Source organism: Streptomyces javensis (assembly GCF_039525925.1).
GTDB classification, from domain to species: domain Bacteria; phylum Actinomycetota; class Actinomycetes; order Streptomycetales; family Streptomycetaceae; genus Streptomyces; species Streptomyces asiaticus.
This window is the reverse complement of the sequence record NZ_BAAAIF010000039.1, coordinates 14599-34726: the sequence shown is the minus strand read 5'-3', so window position 1 is coordinate 34726 and position 20128 is coordinate 14599. Positions and strand designations below refer to the sequence as shown.

The 20128-nt window shown below is 71.2% G+C and carries 17 protein-coding genes and 1 tRNA gene; 3 read left to right on the top strand and 15 right to left on the bottom strand.

The window, feature by feature from the left end:
* Nucleotides 1-87: 87 nt before the first annotated feature.
* From ABD329_RS29200 to pgsA, 4 genes are all read right to left on the bottom strand, one after another.
* The gene (locus tag ABD329_RS29200; protein WP_198277078.1) at nucleotides 88-645 is read right to left on the bottom strand and encodes a hypothetical protein; all 558 of its coding nucleotides are present in this window, start codon (nucleotides 643-645) and stop codon (nucleotides 88-90) included.
* A 245-nt stretch (nucleotides 646-890) separates the two neighbouring features.
* On the bottom strand, nucleotides 891-2051 hold the full coding sequence (locus tag ABD329_RS29195; protein ID WP_198277079.1) for a glycosyltransferase family 4 protein: 1161 nt from the start codon (nucleotides 2049-2051) through the stop codon (nucleotides 891-893).
* Nucleotides 2048-3031 (bottom strand): phosphatidylinositol mannoside acyltransferase, encoded by a 984-nt coding sequence (locus tag ABD329_RS29190; protein WP_309142716.1) that lies wholly within the window; start codon nucleotides 3029-3031, stop codon nucleotides 2048-2050. The genes ABD329_RS29195 and ABD329_RS29190 overlap by 4 nt, the downstream gene beginning before the upstream one ends.
* A complete protein-coding gene (gene pgsA / locus ABD329_RS29185) occupies nucleotides 3028-3696 on the bottom strand; it encodes a phosphatidylinositol phosphate synthase (protein WP_020867095.1) in 669 nt (222 codons plus the stop codon). Before pgsA ends, ABD329_RS29190 begins: the two co-directional genes overlap by 4 nt.
* Nucleotides 3697-3902: 206 nt before the next feature.
* Here pgsA and ABD329_RS29180 point away from each other — a divergent pair, with 206 nt between their 5' ends.
* The gene (locus ABD329_RS29180) at nucleotides 3903-6110 is read left to right on the top strand and encodes an elongation factor G-like protein EF-G2 (protein WP_198277080.1); all 2208 of its coding nucleotides are present in this window, start codon (nucleotides 3903-3905) and stop codon (nucleotides 6108-6110) included.
* 245 nt (nucleotides 6111-6355) lie between these two features.
* Nucleotides 6356-8008: a hypothetical protein gene (locus ABD329_RS29175; protein WP_198277081.1), complete on the top strand. Its 1653-nt coding sequence runs from the start codon at nucleotides 6356-6358 to the stop codon at nucleotides 8006-8008.
* Nucleotides 8009-8084: 76 nt separating this feature from the next.
* Here the strand turns inward: ABD329_RS29175 and ABD329_RS29170 are convergent, their stop codons facing one another.
* The 4 genes from ABD329_RS29170 to ABD329_RS29155 form a co-directional block, all read right to left on the bottom strand.
* Nucleotides 8085-8651 (bottom strand): HIT family protein, encoded by a 567-nt coding sequence (locus tag ABD329_RS29170; RefSeq protein WP_198277082.1) that lies wholly within the window; start codon nucleotides 8649-8651, stop codon nucleotides 8085-8087.
* Nucleotides 8652-8742: 91 nt separating this feature from the next.
* Nucleotides 8743-10722: a threonine--tRNA ligase gene (gene thrS / locus ABD329_RS29165; protein WP_198277083.1), complete on the bottom strand. Its 1980-nt coding sequence runs from the start codon at nucleotides 10720-10722 to the stop codon at nucleotides 8743-8745.
* Nucleotides 10723-10872: 150 nt separating this feature from the next.
* Nucleotides 10873-12075 carry a hypothetical protein gene (locus tag ABD329_RS29160; RefSeq protein ID WP_198277084.1) on the bottom strand — a complete coding sequence of 401 codons (1203 nt, stop codon included), beginning with the start codon at nucleotides 12073-12075 and terminating at the stop codon, nucleotides 10873-10875.
* Nucleotides 12075-12557, bottom strand: coding sequence for a DUF4365 domain-containing protein (locus ABD329_RS29155; protein WP_243146464.1), 483 nt, complete (start codon nucleotides 12555-12557; stop codon nucleotides 12075-12077). Before ABD329_RS29155 ends, ABD329_RS29160 begins: the two co-directional genes overlap by 1 nt.
* Nucleotides 12558-12813: 256 nt before the next feature.
* Here ABD329_RS29155 and ABD329_RS29150 point away from each other — a divergent pair, with 256 nt between their 5' ends.
* Nucleotides 12814-13539 carry a 3'-5' exonuclease gene (locus tag ABD329_RS29150; RefSeq protein WP_198277085.1) on the top strand — a complete coding sequence of 242 codons (726 nt, stop codon included), beginning with the start codon at nucleotides 12814-12816 and terminating at the stop codon, nucleotides 13537-13539.
* Nucleotides 13540-13622: 83 nt separating this feature from the next.
* Here the strand turns inward: ABD329_RS29150 and ABD329_RS29145 are convergent, their stop codons facing one another.
* From ABD329_RS29145 to ABD329_RS29115, 7 genes are all read right to left on the bottom strand, one after another.
* Entirely contained in the window at nucleotides 13623-13994 is a 372-nt protein-coding gene (locus ABD329_RS29145) for a VOC family protein (protein WP_198277086.1), read from the bottom strand.
* Between the two features lie 114 nt (nucleotides 13995-14108).
* Nucleotides 14109-14183: transfer RNA gene (locus tag ABD329_RS29140), tRNA-Val, on the bottom strand.
* A 66-nt stretch (nucleotides 14184-14249) separates the two neighbouring features.
* Nucleotides 14250-14759: an SRPBCC family protein gene (locus tag ABD329_RS29135; protein ID WP_198277087.1), complete on the bottom strand. Its 510-nt coding sequence runs from the start codon at nucleotides 14757-14759 to the stop codon at nucleotides 14250-14252.
* Between the two features lie 32 nt (nucleotides 14760-14791).
* Complete coding sequence (locus ABD329_RS29130; protein WP_198277088.1) at nucleotides 14792-17554, bottom strand: exo-rhamnogalacturonan lyase family protein; 2763 nt, start codon at nucleotides 17552-17554, stop codon at nucleotides 14792-14794.
* A 97-nt stretch (nucleotides 17555-17651) separates the two neighbouring features.
* Nucleotides 17652-18251: a hypothetical protein gene (locus ABD329_RS29125; RefSeq protein ID WP_344317137.1), complete on the bottom strand. Its 600-nt coding sequence runs from the start codon at nucleotides 18249-18251 to the stop codon at nucleotides 17652-17654.
* Between the two features lie 19 nt (nucleotides 18252-18270).
* Nucleotides 18271-19128, bottom strand: coding sequence for a carbohydrate ABC transporter permease (locus ABD329_RS29120; RefSeq protein ID WP_198277533.1), 858 nt, complete (start codon nucleotides 19126-19128; stop codon nucleotides 18271-18273).
* Nucleotides 19125-20126 carry a carbohydrate ABC transporter permease gene (locus ABD329_RS29115; protein WP_198277532.1) on the bottom strand — a complete coding sequence of 334 codons (1002 nt, stop codon included), beginning with the start codon at nucleotides 20124-20126 and terminating at the stop codon, nucleotides 19125-19127. Before ABD329_RS29115 ends, ABD329_RS29120 begins: the two co-directional genes overlap by 4 nt.
* Between the last annotated feature and the right edge of the window lie 2 nt (nucleotides 20127-20128).

Below are 20128 nucleotides of genomic sequence, written 5' to 3'. Positions count from 1 at the left end.
GCCGGTGGCTCGAAGCGACCGGTGAATCCTCGGTATGCGAAGGGTGGTCAGCGCCTCGGCGCAGACGGGCCCCCTCGGCGGGACTCCTCAGCGCTCGGCATCCTCGGTGCCCGGCACCCGCCCGAGCGCCGCCGGTGGCTCGTCGTCCATCTCGAAGGCGAGCGGGAACGGAGCGTGGCCCGCCAGCCGGAACCAGCGCACCATGCGATGGCGGCGCAGCGCCCGGGCCGCGCGCACCGCGTCGTTGTGGAACCGCCGGGCCATCGGCACCCGCCTCACCGACTCCGTGAGCTCCCCCAGCGCGTCCTCGCCGCCCGGTGCCTCCCGTACCGCCTCGGCCTGGGCGCTGTCCTCGAAGACGGCCCGCAGCGCCTGGGTCAGCTCGCTCTCGGCGACCTCGCGGTGCTCCTCCTCGGCCTGCCGGGCGGCGTGCGCGGCCTGGTACAGCACGATCGAGGCGGCGGGATCGAGCACTCCGGCGGTGGCCAGCTCCTGGGCTACCGAGGCACGCCGCAGCAGCTGCGCGTCCAGGGCGGCCCGCGCCGCGTCCAGACGGCTGTGCAGCCGGTCGAGGCGTCCCGCGGTCCAGCTCAGGTAGACGGCGATGACGACCAGTGCGACCGCGATCCAGATCAAGGTGCTCACGGCCCGCCACGCTACCGCCTGCCGTCCCCGGAGTCCGGGGAGGAGCCCTCAGCCGGGGCCACCGCGCGCGGCGGTGTGTGGCGCCTCCGGGCGGGTCTCAAGCAGGTCGGAGGAAGTCCGCCGCGGTTCGGGCAGCGCCCCGGAGGGGCGCGGGGCTGTGTCGATGTGCGGCTCCGCCGCGCGGGCGCGACCAGCCACGACGGCGCGGCAGCCGACACCCGATCGCGACGCTTCCAGCGGAGCGCTCAGTCCCTCGCGAGCCCCAGCCGCGCCCACAGCCGCGTACGCTCGTCCGCGGCCACCGACGCCGCCCCGTCCGTCACCGTCTCGTAGACCGCGAGGATGTCCGCCCCCACCGTCGACCAGTCAAAGCGCCGTACGTGCCGGCTGCCCCGCTCCCGCAGCTCGACCAGCCGCTTCTCGTCCCCCAGCAGCCGCACCGCGGCGGCGGCCAGGGCGTCCGCGTCCTCGTTGGCGAACAGCTCGCCCGCCGCTCCCCCGTCCAGCACCTGGGCGAACGCGTCCAGATCGCTGGCGAGGACCGCGGCCCCCGCCGACATGGCCTCGACGAGGATGATGCCGAAGCTCTCGCCGCCCGTATTGGGCGCGATGTAGACATCGACGCTGCGCAGCAGCCGCGCCTTGTCCTCGTCGCTGACCATCCCCAGGAACTCCACGCGCTCCCGCAGCGGCGCCGGCAGTTCGGCCACGGCCTCCTTCTCGTCGCCGCGTCCGGCGATCAGCACCCGCGCCCCCGGCCGGGCCTCGAAGATCTTCGGCAGGGCGCGCATCAGCACCGGCAGCCCCTTACGGGGCTCATCGATCCGGCCGATGAAGCCGATCGTCTCCCCCTGCCACTCCTCCTTCGGCTCGGCGTCCGCGAAGAAGTCCACATCGACGCCGTTGGGGATCACCACCGCGTCCCCGCCCAGGTGCTCCACCAGCGTCCGGCGCGCGTACTCGCTCACCGCGATCCGCGCGCTGATCTTCTCCAGCGCCGGCTGGAGGATCGGATACGCGGCGATCATGGCCCGGGAGCGGGGATTGGAGGTGTGGAACGTCGCGACGATCGGCCCCTGGGCCGCCCAGCAGGCCAGCAGGCCCAGCGAGGGCGAGGTGGGCTCGTGGATGTGGATGACGTCGAAGGCACCGTCGTGCAGCCAGCGGCGCACCCGCGCGGCCGACAGGAACCCGAAGTTCAGCCGGGCCACCGAGCCGTTGTACGGCACCGGTACCGCGCGCCCGGCGGAGACCACATAGGGCGGCAGCGGCGTCTCGTCGTCCGCCGGGGCCAGCACGGAGACCTGGTGGCCGCGCCGGATCAGATGGTCGGCCAGGTCGCGGATGTGGAACTGGACGCCGCCTGGGACGTCCCAGGAGTACGGGCAGACGATCCCGATCCTCAAGGCTTCTCCATTTCAGGGCGTCCAGGGCTTCCGGGGCCCTCTTCAGGGCGCCCAGGGCTTCCGGGGCCCTCGGGACTTCCAGCGCCGCCTGGACCGCGGTCCAGGTCCGCGAGCCACAGCCGCTGGAGCATGTGCCAGTCCTCCGGGTGCTCGGAGATCCCCGAGGCGAAGGCGTCGGCCACCTCCTGGGTCATGACGGCGATCCGCTCCGCGCGGTTCCCGTCCCCGGGCGCCCCGACCGGTGGGTGGACCCGTCCGCGCATCACCGGCGACTCGTCGTACCAGAGGGTCACCGGCAGCAGCAGGGCGCCGGTCTGGAGGGCGAGCGCGGCGGGACCGGCCGGCATCTTCGCCCGCTCGCCGAAGAACGACACCTCCACGCCCGAGGCCGACAGATCGCGGTCGGCCACCAGACACACCAGCCCGCCCGCGCGCAGCCGCCGCGCCAGCGTCCCGAAGGCGCTCCCGCCCTGGTGCGGCAGCACCTCCATGCCCAGCCCCTCGCGGTAGGCCACGAACCGGTCGTACAGCGACTCCGGCTTCAGCCGCTCCGCGACCGTGGTGAAGGGCACCCCCAGATGGGTGGTCACCCAGGCCCCGGCGAGGTCGTAGTTGCCCATGTGCGGCAGCGCCAGGATCACGCCCCGGCCCTCGGCGAGTCCGTCCACCAGATAGTGCACGTCCTTGACGTCGAACCCGCCCCGTATCCGCTCCGGGCTCCACGCCGGAAGCCGGAAGGACTCCATCCAGTAGCGCAGGTACGAGCGCATGCCCGCCCGCGACAGCTCGGCCAGCCGCCGGGGCGAGGCGTCCGGCACCACGCGTGCCAGATTGGCCTCCAGGCGCAGTACGCCCTTGCCGCGCCGCTTCCACGTCTGATCGGCGATGCGCTGCCCGAGCGCCACGGCGACCGGCTCCGGGAGCTTCTTGACCACGCTCCAGCCGAGTCCGTACAGCGCGTCGGTCAGCCTCTCCCTCACCGCGCCTCGCCCCCCTGGGGCACCGTCCGCTCCCCGGCGTCCGCCTCGGCGGCCTCCCGGCGCACCGTCACCACCCGCTGGACGAGGGTCACCGCGCTGCCGACGGCCACGATCCACAGCGCGATCGGGAGCAGGATGTCGATATGCGGCACGCCGAACTTGTGCAGCCCCGAGAAGCCGCACGCGACCAGTGAGATCACCAGTCGCTCGGCACGCTCCACCAGCCCGTTGACGTTCACCGGCAGGCCGATGCTCTCGCCGCGGGCCTTGGTGTACGAGACCACCTGGCCGCTGGCGAGGCAGAAGATCGTCACCGCACACAGCACATTGTCGTCCCCGCGGCCCGCGTACCACAACGTCAGACCGCCGAAGATCGCGCCGTCGGCCACCCGGTCGAGCGTGGAGTCGAGGAACGCCCCCCAGCGGCTGGAGCGCCCCAGCTGCCGCGCCATATTGCCGTCGACCAGGTCGGAGAAGACGAACAGCGTGATGACGACGGTGCCCCAGAAGAACTCCCCCCGGGGGTAGAAGACCAGTGCGCCCGCGCACACGCCGGCGGTGCCGGTGAGGGTCACCGCGTCGGGGCTGACCCCGAGACGGATCAGCAGGGCGGCGAACGGTGTGAGAACACGCGTGAAGAATGCACGCGCGTACTTGTTCAGCATGGCCTTCCCGGGGGGTCGAAACGGGCCGGGTGGTCAAGAGGCCACCGGCGCGCCCATCGTAGCCACGCCCCGGAGGGGCGCCGTGCACCTGTCGGACGGCTACGCGACCCCGTGCGCGGTACGGCCGCATGTGTGACGTATGGACGCACCGTTACAGGGGTGGAAAGCTCGAAGTATCGCAAGGTGTCGACCGGGAGGCGAGACACATGGGCGACAAGACGAGTACACACCCAGGGGCCGCCGGAAGGGCAGTGGCGGCCGACCGGCCCAGCTCCCTGCGGAATGTGGTTCTGGTCGGCCACAGTGGGACCGGAAAGACGACGCTGGTGGAGGCCCTCGCGCTGGCGACGGGCGCGGTCAACCGAGCGGGCAGGGTCGAGGACGGCGGCTGTCTCTCGGACTACGACGATATCGAGCACCGGCAGCAGCGTTCGATCCAGCTGTCGCTGGTCCCCGTCGAATGGGGCGGGATGAAGATCAATCTCCTGGACACCCCGGGCTATGCCGATTTCGTCGGGGAACTCAGGGCCGGTCTGCGAGCGGCGGACGCGGCCCTTTTCGTTGTCTCGGCCGCCCAGGACGCCCTGGGGATCACCGGGGCCACCCGCATGATCTGGGACGAGTGCGCCGCGGTCGGGATGCCGCGCGCGATCGTGATCACCCACCTCGAGGCCGCCCGCGCCAGCTTCGAGGAGATGACCGAGCTGTGCCGGGACAGCTTCGGCGGCGACGACCCCGACGCCGTACTGCCGCTGTACCTGCCGCTGCGCGGTGAGCCGGGGCCGGACGGGCACGCCCCCGTGACCGGGCTCATCGGGCTGCTCACCCAGCGGGTCTTCGACTACTCCTCGGGTACGCGTACCGAATCACCGCCCCAGGAGGACCAGCTGCCGCTGGTCGAGGAGGCCCGCGGCCGGCTCATCGAGGGGATCATCGCCGAGAGCGAGGACGAGACCCTCATGGACCGCTATCTCGGCGGTGAGGAGATCGACGTCAAGACGCTGATCGAGGATCTGGAGAAGGCCGTCGCACGCGGCAGCTTCCACCCCGTCCTGGCGGCGGCGCCCGCCGCGCCGGGGTCGAAGCAGGGCCTGGGCAGCGTCGAACTGCTGGACCTGGTGACCGGTGGCTTCCCGTCCCCGCTGGAGCGCGAGACACCCGCCGTCACCACTCCGCAGGGCGCCTCGCGCCCGCCGCTGAGCTGCGATCCGGACGGTCCGCTGGCCGCCGAGGTGGTCAAGACCTCCTCCGATCCGTATGTCGGCCGGATCTCCCTGGTGCGGGTCTTCTCCGGCACCCTCCGCCCCGACGAGACCGTCCATGTGTCCGGACACGGTCTGGAGGACCGCGGTCACGAGGACCACGACGTGGACGAGCGGGTCGGCGCCCTGTCCGCGCCCTTCGGCAAGCAGCAGCGCACCCTCCCCCAGGCCATCGCGGGCGATCTGGCGTGCGTGGCCAAGCTGACCCGCGCCGAGACCGGGGACACCCTCTCGTCCAAGGACCAGCCGCTGCTGATGGAGCCCTGGCAGATGCCCGATCCGCTGCTGCCGGTGGCCATCCAGGCGCACAGCAAACCGGACGAGGACAAGCTGTCGCTGGGCCTGTCCCGGCTGGTCGCCGAGGACCCGACGATGCGCCTGGAGCAGAATCCGGACACCCATCAGGTGGTGCTGTGGTGCCTGGGCGAGGCGCATATGGACGTCGCGCTGGAGCGACTGCGCAGCCGGTACGGCGTCCAGGTGGACGCGGTGCCGTACAAGGTCTCGCTGCGCGAGACCTTCGGGGCGAAGTCGGCCGGGCGCGGCCGCCATGTCAAGCAGTCCGGCGGGCACGGCCAGTACGCGATCTGCGAGATCGAGGTGGAGCCGCTGCCCGAGGGCTCGGGCATCGAGTTCGTGGACAAGGTCGTGGGCGGCGCGGTGCCCCGGCAGTTCATCCCGTCCGTCGAGAAGGGCGTGCGCGGCCAGGCCGCGCGCGGGGTCGCCGCCGGGTATCCCCTGGTCGATGTGCGGGTCACGCTGCTGGACGGCAAGGCCCACTCGGTGGACTCCTCCGACGCCGCCTTCCAGACGGCGGGCGCGCTCGCGCTGCGCGAGGCGGCCGCCGACGCCCGGATCGACCTGCTGGAACCGGTGGTCGAGGTGGGCGTGCTGGTCTCGGACGACTACGTCGGCGCCGTCATGAGCGATCTGTCCGGCCGGCGCGGCCGGGTCGTCGGCACCGAACAGTCCGGCGGGGGACAGACCTTGATCAAGGCGGATGTGCCGGAGATCGAGATCGGTCGGTACGCGGTCGATCTGCGATCGCTTTCGCATGGCACGGGACGGTTCAGCCGCTCCTACGCCCGGCACGAGCCAATGCCCCACCAGCTGGCCGAGCGGATGCGCGAACAGGTCGCCGCGGAGGCGTAGTTCAGGGCCCGTCCATGGCGTAGCGCACGGCCATGTCCGGGCCCGACCGTGGCGTATGTCACGGCCCGCCCGCCCCAACCGCTCCGAGGTGGGCGGGCCTTCGCCGTCGGCCGCCCACCGGCGGTTCCGCGGGCGGTCTGCTCCACGAGGGTTTTCCACAGGCCGCACACGCCCTGGCGACAGGCGGTGCACACCCCGGATACGCTGAGGTCGCAGCGCAAGAGCGTGCCGTATTGGGGGCGTTGGTGACGGACGGATTCGACTTCAGTCCCGGGGCGCAGGTTCCCCTGTCGGGAGCGGCGGGACAGACGGCGGCGACGCAGGCACTCGCGTCGGCCGCCTACCGCGACGACCCCGTGGCAAAGTTGCTCGACGCCAATTCGGAGTGGACGGTCTCGGAGGTCAAGAAGCCGAGGATCTCGCTCTTCGAGCCGAATCTGGGCGAGGCGTTCGCGCGCGCCGTCCAGACGAGAATGCTCGGCGGCGGCCGGGGCCAGGTGATCCAGTCCTTCGGCATAGAGCCCCAGACGGTCGTCGAGCACTGTCTGGCCGCCAACCGCATACGCAAGACCCGTGACGCCCGGCTCACCGCCGTCATGGTGATCTTCGGGCTGCTGTTCCTGCCCGGGACGCTGCTGTGGCTCGGCGCCTTCCAGCTGCGCCGCTCGGTCGCCGGGGCCCAGGACAAGCGGATGGGCGCGCTCGGCACGGCGCTGCTGGTGGCGCTCGGCGTGATGGTCGTCATCTTCCTGATCAAGCTGCCCTTCGGGGGCTTCTGGGGGATCTATCTCCGGGGCGTCGTGGTCGCCCCGATCATCGGCTGGTACATCGCCAAGCAGATCTGCGAGCGGACCGCCAAGGACCTGCGGGACTCCTGGGGCGGGCTGCTCGGGGGCGGCGGCGTCGGCGCCAAGGTGCCCGAGACGGTGCCCAACCACCCGGGCCAGACCTCCGCCGAGGAGCTCCGCAAGGCGCTCCACAAGCTCACCGCCGAGCAGTACAGCAATGTGGTCTTCTACGCCGGTCCCAAGGGCATATTGGGCATGGGCACCCGCTGGGGCAGCTGGCAGCTGGCCGAGGACCTGGTCTCGGCCGATCCCGACAAGGAGATCGACCCCTTCCGCAGCTGGGACGTCATACGGGCGATCCACGACCAGCTGCGCATGCTGGAGCGCACCCCGCTGCACACCGGCGGCTTCCCCACCCCCTCCGTGCGCCACTGGGTGGTGTCGCCGATCGGCGAGGGGGCCAAGGCGGTCGAGCGCGGCGGCACCTCCGAGGAGGAGGGCTTCCAGATAAAGGGCGTCGACCTCCAGCGGATCTGCGACCAGCAGCAGTTCGGCGCCGGTGACCGGCACTACCTGGGCGTGCAGTTCGTGCTCTGGGACGGCCAGTTGGTGATCACCCTGATGATCACGGTGACCCTGCTGCACAAGACGCTGCGGATCGAGGTCACCGGGCATGCGCTCGGGCCGGTGCACCCGCTGTTCACCAGCAAGCCCTCGGCACCCTCCAAGACGGTCGCCAAGACCTTCCGGTTCTGGGAGACCAAGTCCATCCCGCTGCCGCTGGTGAACGCGAAGGAGGTCGTGCGGCTGACCGCGCGCGCCCCCTTCACCTGGTACCCGCCGATTCTGGACCACCTCGGCGGCAAGCTGGTGCTGCCCGAGCCGTTCGGTCTGCGCCACGCCTGGGCGGACAAGCCCTGGCGGCACCGCTTCATGGCGGATGACGCGCTGCGCACCGCCACGCCGGTGCTGCGGGTCGTCCATGAGGCGGCCATCGGCGTGCTCAAGCACCACGGCGTGGACACCGAGCGCTTCGGCAACCGCTCGCTGACGCTCAGCGGCCAGGTCCAGGACGCCGCCCCGAAGAAGGCCGATCTGTACGACGCGTAAGGGCACGACGCGCAAGGCGAACGCGAATGGGTCGGGCCCTGGCCATGTGACCAGGGCCCGACCCATGAGCGGCGGCTCAGACCCCCGGCCGGGGCCAGGCGTCGGCGAGCAACCGGCGGGTGTCGGCGAGGAGTTGCGGCAGCACCTTGGTCCTGCCGATCACCGGCATGAAGTTGGTGTCCCCGCCCCAGCGCGGCACCACATGCTGATGCAGATGCGCCGCGATCCCGGCGCCCGCCACGGTCCCCTGGTTCATGCCGATGTTGAAACCGTGCGCACCCGAGGCGGTACGCAGCGCGGTCATCGCGGCCTTGGTGTACTCCGCGAGCTCCACCGTCTCCTCGGCGGTGAGCTCGGTGTAGTCGGCGATGTGCCGGAACGGGACGACCATGAGATGACCGCCGGTGTACGGGTACAGGTTGAGCACGGCGTACACGGACTCGCCGCGAGCGATGATCAAGCCGTCCTCGTCGGACTTCTCCGGAATGGAGCAGAACGGACAGCCGTCGCCCGCGCCAGGGCCGGTCGGCTTGTTCTCCCCCTGGATGTAGGCCATCCGATGGGGCGTCCACAGGCGCTGGAACGCGTCAGGCGTCCCCACTCCGATCTGCTGTTCCGGCTCACTCGTCATGCGGGCCAGCATATTCGCCCCGCAGGGGTGAGGAAGAGCCGAGGGGCGGCCCTGGCCAGGGCCGCCCCTCGGAATCCCGGCCTCCGTGGAGACCGCTCTTGGATCAGACCTGGATCCGGCGCTGCACGGCGTCGGCGATCTCGGCCAGCGCCTGGTCGATCGGGATGCCGTTCTTCTGCGAGCCGTCGCGGTAGCGGAAGCTCACCGCGCCGTTCGCGACGTCCTCGTCACCGGCGATCACCATGAACGGGATCTTGGACTTCTGGGCGTTCCTGATCTTCTTCTGCATCCGGTCCGAGGACGAGTCCACCTCCATCCGCAGGCCCTTCGCCTTGGCCTGCGCGGCGAACTCCTCCAGATACGGCACATGGGTGTCGCCGATCGGGATGCCGACCGCCTGGACCGGGGCGAGCCACACCGGGAAGGCGCCCGCGTAGTGCTCCAGCAGGACCGCGAAGAAGCGCTCGATCGAGCCGAAGAGCGCCCGGTGGATCATGACGGGCTGCTGTCGGGAGCCGTCCGCCGCGGTGTACTCCAGCTCGAACCGGGCCGGCTGGTTGAAGTCGACCTGGATGGTCGACATCTGCCAGGTGCGGCCGATCGCGTCCCGGGCCTGGACCGAGATCTTGGGGCCGTAGAAGGCCGCGCCGCCCGGGTCCATGACCAGCTCCAGGCCCTGCTTCTCGGCGGCCTTGCGCAGCTCCTCCGTGGCCTCTTCCCACTGGTCGTCGCTGCCCATGAACTTGTCGGAGTCGTCCCGGGTGGACAGCTCCAGATAGAAGTCGCTCAGGCCGTAGTCGCGGAGCAGGTCCAGCACGAAGGTGAGCAGGTTGTCCAGCTCATCGGCCATCTGCTCCTTGGTGCAGTAGATGTGCGAGTCGTCCTGGGTGAACCCCCGGGCCCGGGTCAGGCCGTGGACGACGCCGGACTTCTCGTACCGGTAGACCGTGCCGAACTCGAAGAGCCGCAGCGGCAGCTCGCGGTAGGACCGCCCGCGCGCCCGGAAGACCAGGTTGTGCATCGGGCAGTTCATGGCCTTGAGGTAGTAGTCCTGGCCCTCGAACTCCATGGGCGGGAACATGCCGTCCATGTAGTGCGGCAGATGGCCGGAGGTCTCGAAGAGCTTGGCCTTGGTGATGTGGGGGGTGTTGACGAACTCGTACCCCGCCTCCTCGTGCCGCTTCCGCGAGTACTGCTCCATCTCCTTGCGGATCACGCCGCCCTTGGGGTGGAAGACCGCGAGGCCCGAGCCCAGCTCGTCGGGGAAGGAGAACAGGTCCAGCTCCGCGCCCAGCTTGCGGTGGTCGCGCTTCTCGGCCTCGGCGAGGAAGTCCAGGTACGCCTTCAGCTCGTCCTTGGTCGGCCAGGCGGTGCCGTAGATCCGCTGGAGCTGGGGGTTCTTCTCGCTGCCCCGCCAGTACGCGGCGGCGCTGCGCATCAGCTTGAAGGCCGGGATGTTCCGCGTGGTCGGCAGGTGCGGACCGCGGCAGAGGTCCTTCCAGCACAGCTCGCCGGTCTTGGCGTCGAGGTTGTCGTAGATGGTCAGCTCGCCCGCGCCGACCTCGGCGGACGCGCCCTCCGCGGCGTCCGCCGCCGACCCCTTGAGCCCGATCAGCTCCAGCTTGTACGGCTCGGCGGACAGCTCCTCGCGCGCCTCCTCGTCGGTGACCGCGCGGCGGGAGAACCGCTGCCCCCGCTTCTGGATCTCCTGCATCTTCTTCTCGATGCGCTTGAGATCGTCCGGGTGGAACGGGGTCTCGACGTCGAAGTCGTAGTAGAAGCCGTCCTTGATCGGCGGGCCGATGCCCAGCTTCGCGTCCGGGAACAGCTCCTGCACCGCCTGGGCCATCACATGCGCGGTGGAGTGGCGCAGGATGTCCAGACCGTCCTGGCTGGTGATCTCCACCGGCTCGATCTCGTCGCCCTCGGCCGGCTGGTACGCCAGGTCCTTGAGCTGCCCGCCCACGCGCACGGCGACGATCGAGCGGTCGCCGGTGAAGAGGTCCGCCGTCGTAGTGCCCGTGGCCACCACGCGTTCTTCCCGCTCGGAATCGCGTTGGATGATCACACGGACGTCTGACACCGGTCTCTCCTGACTGATGGATGGCTCCCCGCGGCGTATGCCGCGCAGCGTGAATCGTACCGAGCCGACGGGCGGGACCGCGAAACGGTTGTGGACGCCGTCACCGCGCGGGGTGACGCCCGCCGGACGCCATGACGAGCCCGGCGGCGGTCAGGGGCCGCCGCCGCACGCCTCCTCGAAGAAGTCCAGGTTCTCCTGGAGCGACTTGACCAGCCGGTCCCGCTCGGCCTCGTCCACCTGGACCGGGGTGACGCCACCGGCCCCGCTGAGCCGCCGGAAACCGCCGCGGCTCTCCAGCCGCCCCCGCACCCGGATCGGCAACCCCACCAGATGGGCATGGCCGGCGATGCGGTAGTCCTCCTCGTCCAGGGTGATCCGCACCTGCGCGACCTCCGCCCCGGAGAGCACCCGCAGCCGCACCGTCCCGGGGCCGCCGGGGCCGGTGCGGCGCAGCCGCACCACCGCACCGGTGAGGCACACCGGAACGGACGGCTCACCCCGGACATAGCGGGCGCCCGCCTCCCTCAGCCCCGGGAGGTCGCCGGGCGAGAACTCCACCGGATCGGGCCGGGCGGCGAACCCCGGCGGCGGACCGGCGGCCGGTGACCACTCCAGCGCCACCCGCGCCCCCTCCGTGCCCTGCACCAGGGCGATCACCGCCTCGGTCAGCTCCCGGCTGGCCCCCGCCGCGACCGCCGCGTCATACGCCTCCATCCCGCCGGTCGTCCGGTGGTAGTCGGCGGCGTCCCGGAGGGCGTACAGCGCGCGCAGCAGGGTGACGGCGATGGCGCGGCCGTCCTCCTGGACGGGCACGAAGACGGTCAGCTCACGGCCGCCGGACCCGGCGCCCGGGGGCCCGGTCAGCACCCGCTCCAGGGACGCCTCGGCGGCGCGGCGGTGCCGGGCGCCGTAGTACCCCGCGCGGCCGCGGGCGGCGAGCGCCCCGGCCAGCAGGGTGTCCCGGGCGGCGGCGCGCAGCCGCTCCTGCGCGGTCCAGGCGGAGGTGGAGCCGGGGGATTCGGGCACCTCGCGCCGCCAGCGGATCTCGTCGCTGGGCACGGCGAGGCCGGTGAGCACCTCGCGGGCGGAGGGCGCGGCGCTGCGGCTGAGCGCCATCAGGGCCTCGCCGAGCAGATCGCCGCTGTCGGGGAAGTCCCGGCTCTCGGGCACCAGCAGGCTGGTGCCGCCCGCGAGCCGGCCCGGCGGGGTCCAGCGGGCATAGGCCCCCGGGGCGCCGCCACGGCGGCGCCAGCCGTGCCGGGCGAGCAGGGCGCCGAGGACGGCCGGATCCACCTCGTCGGGGCGCGGGACCGACAGGGGTGCCTGGTCGTCCTGGGGCCATGGTCCGTCCATCACGGTCTCCCTCCCGCCCCGACCCGGGTCATGATCTCGCAGAGCGCGCGGTCGTCGAAGATCCGCGAGGTCGGGATCCGCACGGTGGTCCGGCGGCGGCCCGTGACCGCGTGACCGGCCAGATTGATCCAGTAGCAGCAGTGGCGCAGGGACAGGCGGTCATGCCCGGCTCGCAGCCAGTCCTCCTGCCCGCGCGGCACGATCATCACCACGAGGATCTTGTGCACGGAGACCGGGCTGCGGGCCAGCTTGACCAGGTGGTCGTTGTCGAGCGTGAAGGCGAAGGTCGGCCCCGGCGGGTCGGGCGCGATCTGGTACGTGGCCTTGAGCTGCACCTTGATGGTGACCTCGTCGTCAACGGCGTGGCCGGGCGCGCTGTGGCTGACATGCCAGTCGATGCCGTGGTCGGGGAAGGGCTGGGCCAGTGAGCAGCCCGCGGCGGCGGCCACCGCGTGCAGATAGCCCACCTGAAGGGTCTCCATACAGGCGGTGGTGGCGATTTGGCCACGCACGGGAGGTGATCCGCTCAGGGCAAGGCCGCTCGCCGTCGGGGCCGGGTCGGGTGTTGCGAGCGTCATGTCCGTGACGCCTTCCGGTCGTCGCCGGCTTCGTACACCTGTGTTGTCTCCGCGTCAGGACCTCGGCAAACAGCGGCGGTTCGCGGTCCTCCCTCCGGGTATCACCTGGTCGGGGCGGGATCAGATGTCATCGAGGGGAAATGCACGAGGAGTTGAGGCCATGCCGTCCTGGTTCGAAGGGCCGCTCGCCGCCTTTGACACGGAGACCACTGGTGTCGATGTCGAGCATGACCGGATCGTATCGGCGGCCCTGGTGGTGCAGCGCGGGACCGGAAGCCTGCCGGAGGTCCGGCGCTGGCTGGTGAGTCCGGGCGTGCCGGTGCCACCGGCCGCCACCGAGATACACGGTCTGACCGACGCTCATCTCCAGCGGCACGGCAGATGGCCGGCGCCGGTGGTGGACGAGGTGGCACGGGCGATAGCGGAGCAGGTCACGCGGGGCACCCCGGTGGTGATCATGAACGCGCCGTTCGATCTGACCCTGCTGGACCGGGAGTTGAAGCGGCATCGCAACTCCAGCCTGGCGGGCTATCTCTCGCTGCGCTCCATGACCGTTCTGGATCCGCGGGTGCTGGACAAGCATCTGGACCGCTATCGCAAGGGCCGCCGCACCCTGATCGATCTGTGTGCGCACTACGGCGTGGAGCTGACCGGCGCGCATGACGCGGCGGCGGACGCGGCGGCCGCACTGCATGTCGTACGGGCGGTGGGCCGCCGGTTCGCCTCCCGTCTGGAGACGCTGACCCCCGCCGAGCTGCACGCGCGCCAGACGGTCTGGTACGCGGCGCAGGCCCGGGGGCTACAGGCGTGGTTCGCGCTCAACGGCTCGGACGAGGTCTGCGATCCGGCGTGGCCGCTGCGGCCGGACCTGCCGGCCGCGGCCTGAACGCTCGGGCCGGGCGCGGTGCGCCTGGCGCTCAGGCCCGGGTGCGCCTGAACGCTCGGGCCGGGCGCCGTGCGCCTGAACGCTCAGACCCGGCGGAGCGAGAAGGGGTGGCCGGCCGGATCGGAGTAGAGCCGTATGTCGCGCAGGCCACCGTTGTTCTTGGTGTCCAGCGGTCGCGCGCCCAGGTCGACGACCTGACGCTCCGCGGCGTCGATGTCCTCCACCAGCAGGTCCAGATGGGCCTGCTGGGAGTCGTCCGGCCGGGGCCAGCTCGGCGGGGCGAAGCCGTGGTCCCGCAGAAAGGCCATCCGCGACCCGCCGGGTGCGACGATCTCGACCCGGTCGGGGGTGGTCAGCGGCTGGATCTCGGCGCCGAGCACCCGGGCGTAGAACTCGGCGAGCTCTTCGGGTTCGGCACAGTCCAAGGACAGGACGGCTGCGGTCGCGACGGCCATGAGTTCCCCTCCACATCGTCACCCACGGAAGTTTTATCCGGATACCCCGCTCCCGGCCGTACAAGCACACAAACAGGAGGCCGGGCCGCCTGCTGGCGGCCCGGCCTCCTGGGGTGGTGGGCGATACTGGGTTCGAACCAGTGACCTCTTCGGTGTGAACGAAGCGCTCTCCCACTGAGCTAATCGCCCGGGTTGTTCCCTTCGGGATCTCCCCGGCGGAACGACCTGAACAATACAGGTCGCGGCGGGTTTGGTTCAAACCGCATTTCCGCCGGAGGGCCCGGCGGCCGGACCGGGCGGCGCCCCGGCCGGACCCGCTGTCCGCGCGGCGAGGTGCGCCCGCAGCCCCCGCAGCCCCGCGCGCATCATCAGGGTGTGGTTGGCCCGGAAGACGGGACGCCCGATGAGCGCGAGACGGCGCAGCAGCGGCTTGCGGGCCACCACCTCCTGTTCGAAGAGGGCGCGGGTGCCGGTCCCCTCGGGCAGCACCGTCCAGCGCGCCCATCCCTCCAGATCGCCCGCGAAGCCGATCTCCAGCACGCCGTCCGCCGGGTCCTGGCGCGCCTCGCTGACGATCAGCCGCAGGTCGTACGGGACGAGGGAGCGGAAGCGGGCGGCCCCGCTGCGCTCGTCGATCCGCCGGACCTCACGGACCTGGCGCCACCACCGCGGATAGGCGTCGCCGTTCGCCAGCACCGCGAAGACGGCGGCGGGCGGGGCGTCGAGGTCCCATCGGCTGCGGAAGCGGTAATGACACCAGTCCATGCCCTCAGTCTGGTCCGGCCATCAGTGCCTGGCTAGCCCGGCAGCTTGTCACCGACGAGCGCGAGGTTCTGGATCGCGGCCAGGCCGTACTGCGCGGTGGCGTTGGTGCTCACCCAGGCCGCCTCGACGCCGGGCTCCAGCACGTCCGGGCCCTCTACCTGCACCGACTTCCAGCTGACGGTGGCATCCGGATAGCCGTCGCCCTCGTGGTGCTCGGTGAACTTCTGCCAGGCGCGGGCGGCCAGCTTGTCGTCCTTCAGCTGGACGGCGGCGTAGGCGTCGAGCCGGGAGTGGCCCTGGACCAGGATCAGCGAGCCGAAGTCGGTGCCGTAGCGGGCCTTCTGCTCGGCCTTGGTGGCGTTGAAGTAGCGGCAGTAGTCCAGCCATGCCTCCTTGAACTTGGGCAGGTCGATCAGGTCGATCACCTCGGCGCAGACCTCGACCAGGCCGAAGACCGCGGACAGATGGGAGACGCTGACCTTCGGCCGGTCGGCGATGGCGTACTTGCCGGTGTCGAGGTCGTACAGCCCGCTGCCCTGGACGAAGCCGTTGGGCTGGGCCGCGATGGTCTCCATGGTGGAGCGCAGCCGCGCCTCGGCCTTCTTCGCCTTCGGCCCGCGCCGCTCCCATTCGGTGAGCCAGGCCCCGGCGAGGCCGCTCCAGTCGGTGCCGAAGCCGATGTCCAGGGCGTGCGGATCGGGCTCGTAGTCGGGATCGTCGCGGACCTTGCGCTGCGGATCGAGGACGAGGAACGTCTCGTCGGAGTCGACGAGGGCGTGCATGATGTCGCCGATCCGCTCGTCCGCCGTGAGGAAGTAGGAGAAGCGGCGGTACAGGGCGGTGGAGATGCGCTGCTGTTTGGCGCTGTCGGCGAAGTGCTGGACGCCGTGGCGGGTGCCGAGCCCGGCCCACTTGCCGAGGTGGTACGCGTCGACCTCGCCGGTGTGCCGGGTCATGGATTCGGCGAAGCGGAAGATGTCGGAGCGGCCGGAGCGCAGATACGCCAGCCACAGCCACAGGTCGGGCGAGAGCTCGGAGTTGTCCCAGGCGTAGCCGCCGACGTCGTACCGCCACTGGTGCCGGTCGCCGTCGTAGGTGTGCATGATGTCGCCATAGTCCCAGAAACCGTACCAACGGCGCTGTTCGACCTGGCCCTTGTGGTAGTCGAAGAGGAAGTCCAGCCGGTCCTCGACCTTCGCCTTGGCGGGGGTGGAGCGGTCGACGGGGGCGAAGAGGCCGCCGAAGACCTTGGCGCGGGCCAGATGGGCCGGTCCGGCGGCCAGTTGGGGCGGGGTGCGCACGGCGGCGGCCTGCCGGACGAGGGTGTCGGCGTCGGGGGTGGCCGCGTTGGCCCAGAAGGTGAGTTCGCTGGTGCGGGCGATGCCGTACGGGGTGCCGAAGCCGGGCTCGTAGTCCTCGTAGGTGATCTCGAGGCCCTCGAGCTGTTCGGGGTAGGTGTCCTGGCCCATGCCGTCGTGGTAGAAGCGCAGGTCCATGGGTTGGGCCTCGGGCGACCAGAGCCACAGGGTGACCTCGGCCTCGGTTCCGGCGGCGCCGCGGATGTCCAGCTGGGCGGGGAACTTCTCCCAGAAGTCGCGCAGTCCGAAGGAGAGTCCGCCGCTGACGCCGCCGACGTAGCCGAAGCCGCTCGCCCGGCCGCCGCCGCCCGCCGCGATCCAGCCGTGGCCGGGCCTGGTGCGCTTGCGCAGGGTGAAGCCGTCGGCGGAGAGCTGGGAGAGGGTGTAGTCGCCCCAGGTGGGGATGAGGTGCAGCCGGGAGGTGACCCGCTGGTCCCAGGTGGCGGGGTCGGCCAGCTTCTCGCCCTTGAACTGGGCCTCGCGGACGGCGGCGCCGGGGTCGCGGCGCAGCCCGGTCACGCCCTTGACGGCCTCGGTGAGGAATCCCTTGCCCTCGCCCGCGATGCGGATGTGACGGTCGTACGCCGCGTCGCGCATCGGCACGGAGAAGCGGACGCCGAGGCCCCGGATGAAGTCCCCAGACTCATGACCGGCGGTCTGGTCGCCGTCGAACGTGATGGTGTGCACCATACGGAACGACTCGGCGCCCGCGTAGAAGTAGAGCCGGACGCTGAAGGGGAGCCAGGCGCGGCGGCCCTTACGGTGCTTGCCGTCGATGCGGACGACCGCGCGGACGGGGCCCTTCTGCTCGACCTCCGCCCCGCCGATCTCGCCGTCGAACCGCTCCCATTCGGCGCGGCCGTGGTCGCCGTCGTCCACGGCGCCCTGGCGGAGCAGGACCAGCCTGCCGTCGCGGGCGATCTCGGTGGAGCCGCGGATGACGGAGCGTACGAGCTGCTTGCCGTCCTTACCGATGACGGCCCTCATGACCCCGGTGTCGACGGTGATCCTGCCGCCGCTCTCGGAGACGGTGACCTTCTTGGCGGGCGCGGCGGGCGTGCCGGTGGTGAGCCGGTAGGCGCTGCCGGTGAGGCCCTCCCCCGCCGCGTGCGCGGTCCACTTCAGCGAGCCGTCGGGCCAGTAGGCGGTGGCCCAGGTCTGCACGGGCACAGGTGTGCCGTCGGCGGTGGTCAGCGCGAACGTCCGGTCGCCGGGATGGGCGCCCTTGGGCCAGGGGACGCCGAAGGTGGAGCCCGCGGCCGCGCCCAGGCCGCCGTCCTCCAGCCAGGTGATGTCCACGGGCTCGTCGGCGGCCTTCTCGGCGGGGCTGTCGGCGGCGGCCTTCGGGGCGTTGTGGGCGAGCAGCCAGGAGAACGGCACGGCGGTGCCGGTGGCGGCGGCGGCCTTGAGGAGGTTGCGTCGGGGGATCGGGGGCATGTCGGCTTCACCTTTCGTACGGGGGCAGGTGCATGACATGAGTCGGCGGAGGAGGCGCCGGTGGGGCGGGCGGCGCCTGGAGAGGGTGGATGCCGGGTCAGACGCGGGCGCGGCGCTCCACCGCGACCGCACAGCCCGCGAGGGCGCCCGCGGCCGGGGCGATCAGCGGCAGCATCTGCCAGGCGGCCACGGCGAGTACCGCGAGCCCGCCGATGAGCAGCAGCGATCCGCCGGGGTCGGTGGCCAGCCCCTGGTGTGCGGCGGTACGGGCGGCGGCCGGCCATGCGGTGCCGGGCCGCCGTGAGGCCGCGGTCCGCAGCCCGAGGACGACCACCGCGAGCAGACCCGCCACGCTCACGGCGATCAGCGCGGGCCCGCCGGGCAGGGCCCCGGAGCGGGCCACCCGCAGATCGAAGGCGAGCAGCGCGAGCGCCGCCCACCACAGCAGGGAGAACCGCCAGCCGCTCCGGGTCGCCTCCCGCAGCCCGGCCAGGAAGTCCCGCCAGGTGGACCGCTCCCCGTCCAGATGGCGGCTCAGATGCGCACAGCCGGCGGCGAACGCGGGCAGCAGGGTGACCAGCGGCAGGGCGGCGAGCACCACCCAGACGCCGGTCAGCAGACATTCGGCGAACAGCGCGAAGCGCGGCGGGACGTGCGCGGCGCGCCGTACGGCGGCTGCTCCCCTGGCAGCTTCCATGCCCCTTCCCATGACGGCCTCAGCCCTTCAGCCCGGAAGTCGCCGCGCCCTCGACCAGATAGCGCTGGAAGGCCAGGAAGAACAGCAGCACCGGCAGCAGTGCGACCAACGACATGGCGACCATGCCTCCGTAGTCGGCGACGGAGTCCTGGTCGATGAAGAGCTTCAGGCCCATCGAGACCGTGTACTTGTCCGGTTCGTTGAGGTAGAGCAGCGGCCCGATGAAGTCGTTCCAGGACCAGATGAAGGTGAAGATCGCGCTGGTGATCAGGGCCGGGCGGCACAGCGGCAGCACGATGTTCCAGTAGATGCGCGGATGGCCACAGCCGTCCAGCCGGGCCGCCTCGTCCAGCTCCCGGGGCAGCCCGCGCATGAACTGCACCATGAGGAAGACGAAGAAGGCGTCCGCCGCCAGGTACTTGCCGAGCAGCAGCGGCACATACGTGTTGATCAGGTCCAGCTTCTGGAACAGGATGTACTGCGGAATGATCAGCACCTGGAACGGCAGCAGCAGGGTGGAGATCATGAGCGTGAAGAGCGCGTTGCGCCCGGCGAAGCGGATCCTGGCGAAGGCGTAGGCCGCCAGCGAGCAGGAGAACAGCACCCCGATCACCGAACCGACCGCCAGCAGCAGCGAGTTGGCGAAGAAGGTCGAGATCGGCACGTCGGCGATGCCGTCGCCGAGCCGGCGGTAGTTGTCGGTGATCGGATCGGTGGGCAGCAACTGGAGACTGCCGACGATCTGGTCACCGGGCTTGAACGAGCCGCCGATCACCCACACCACGGGGTAGAGGATCACCGCCAGCACGGCGAGCGCCCCCGCATGCCACACGACGGACCGTGCCCGTCGCCGCCCGACCGCCACAAACGAACTCACCGGGCATCCTCCTCGTAGTGCACCCAGCCGCGCTGGGTCCTGAACAGCACGGCGGTCACCAGGCCGATGCCGAGCATCAGCATCCAGGCCATCGCGGCGGCGTAGCCCATGCGCAGATTGCGGAAGCCCTGCTCGTAGAGGTACCAGCCGTAGACCAGCAGGGAGTCGCCCGGTCCTCCGGTGTTGGTGCCCGAGCCCGCGATCACCACCGCCGAGGTGAAGACCTGGAACGAGTGGATGAGCTCCAGCAGGAGGTTGAAGAAGAGCACCGGCGAGATCATCGGCAGGGTGATGGACCGGAACCGCCGCCAGCGCCCGGCGCCGTCCATCTCGGCGGCCTCGTACAGCTCGCCGGGCACCTGCTTCAGCCCGGCCAGGAAGATCACCATCGGCGCGCCGAACTGCCAGACGGTCAGGGTGATGAGGGTGGGCAGCGCCCAGTCCGGGTCGCCGATCCAGCCGCCGACATCCCATCCGAAGAGACTCATCGACTTGTCGACGACCGCGTCATCGTTGAAGATCGCCCGCCAGACGACGCCGATGCTCACGCTGGCCCCGATGAGCGAGGGGGCGTAGAACGCCGAGCGGTAGAAACCCTGGCCCTTACGGGGCTTGACCAGCAGCAGCGCCACGGCGAGCGCCGCCGCCAGCTTCAGCGGGGTGCCGATCAGTACGTACTTCAGCGTGACCTGGACCGAGGTCCACCAGCGGTCGTCCGCGAAGAGGTCCTGGAAGTTCCTGAACCCGATCCACTTGGGCGAGTCGAAGAGGTTGTAGTCGGTGAACGCCAGATAGAGCGAGACAAGCATCGGGCCGAGGGTGAGCAGCAGAATCCCGATGCACCAGGGCGTCAGGAAGAGATAGCCCGCGAGGGTCTCCCGGCGGCCCTGGCGCCGCCCAGCCGCCGGGGCGGGGCGGGCGCCCGGGGCGGCCTTCCCGGGGGTCGTCCCGCCGGGATGCCGCACTCCGTCCGCCGCACGCGTCGTGGTCGGTGTCACGG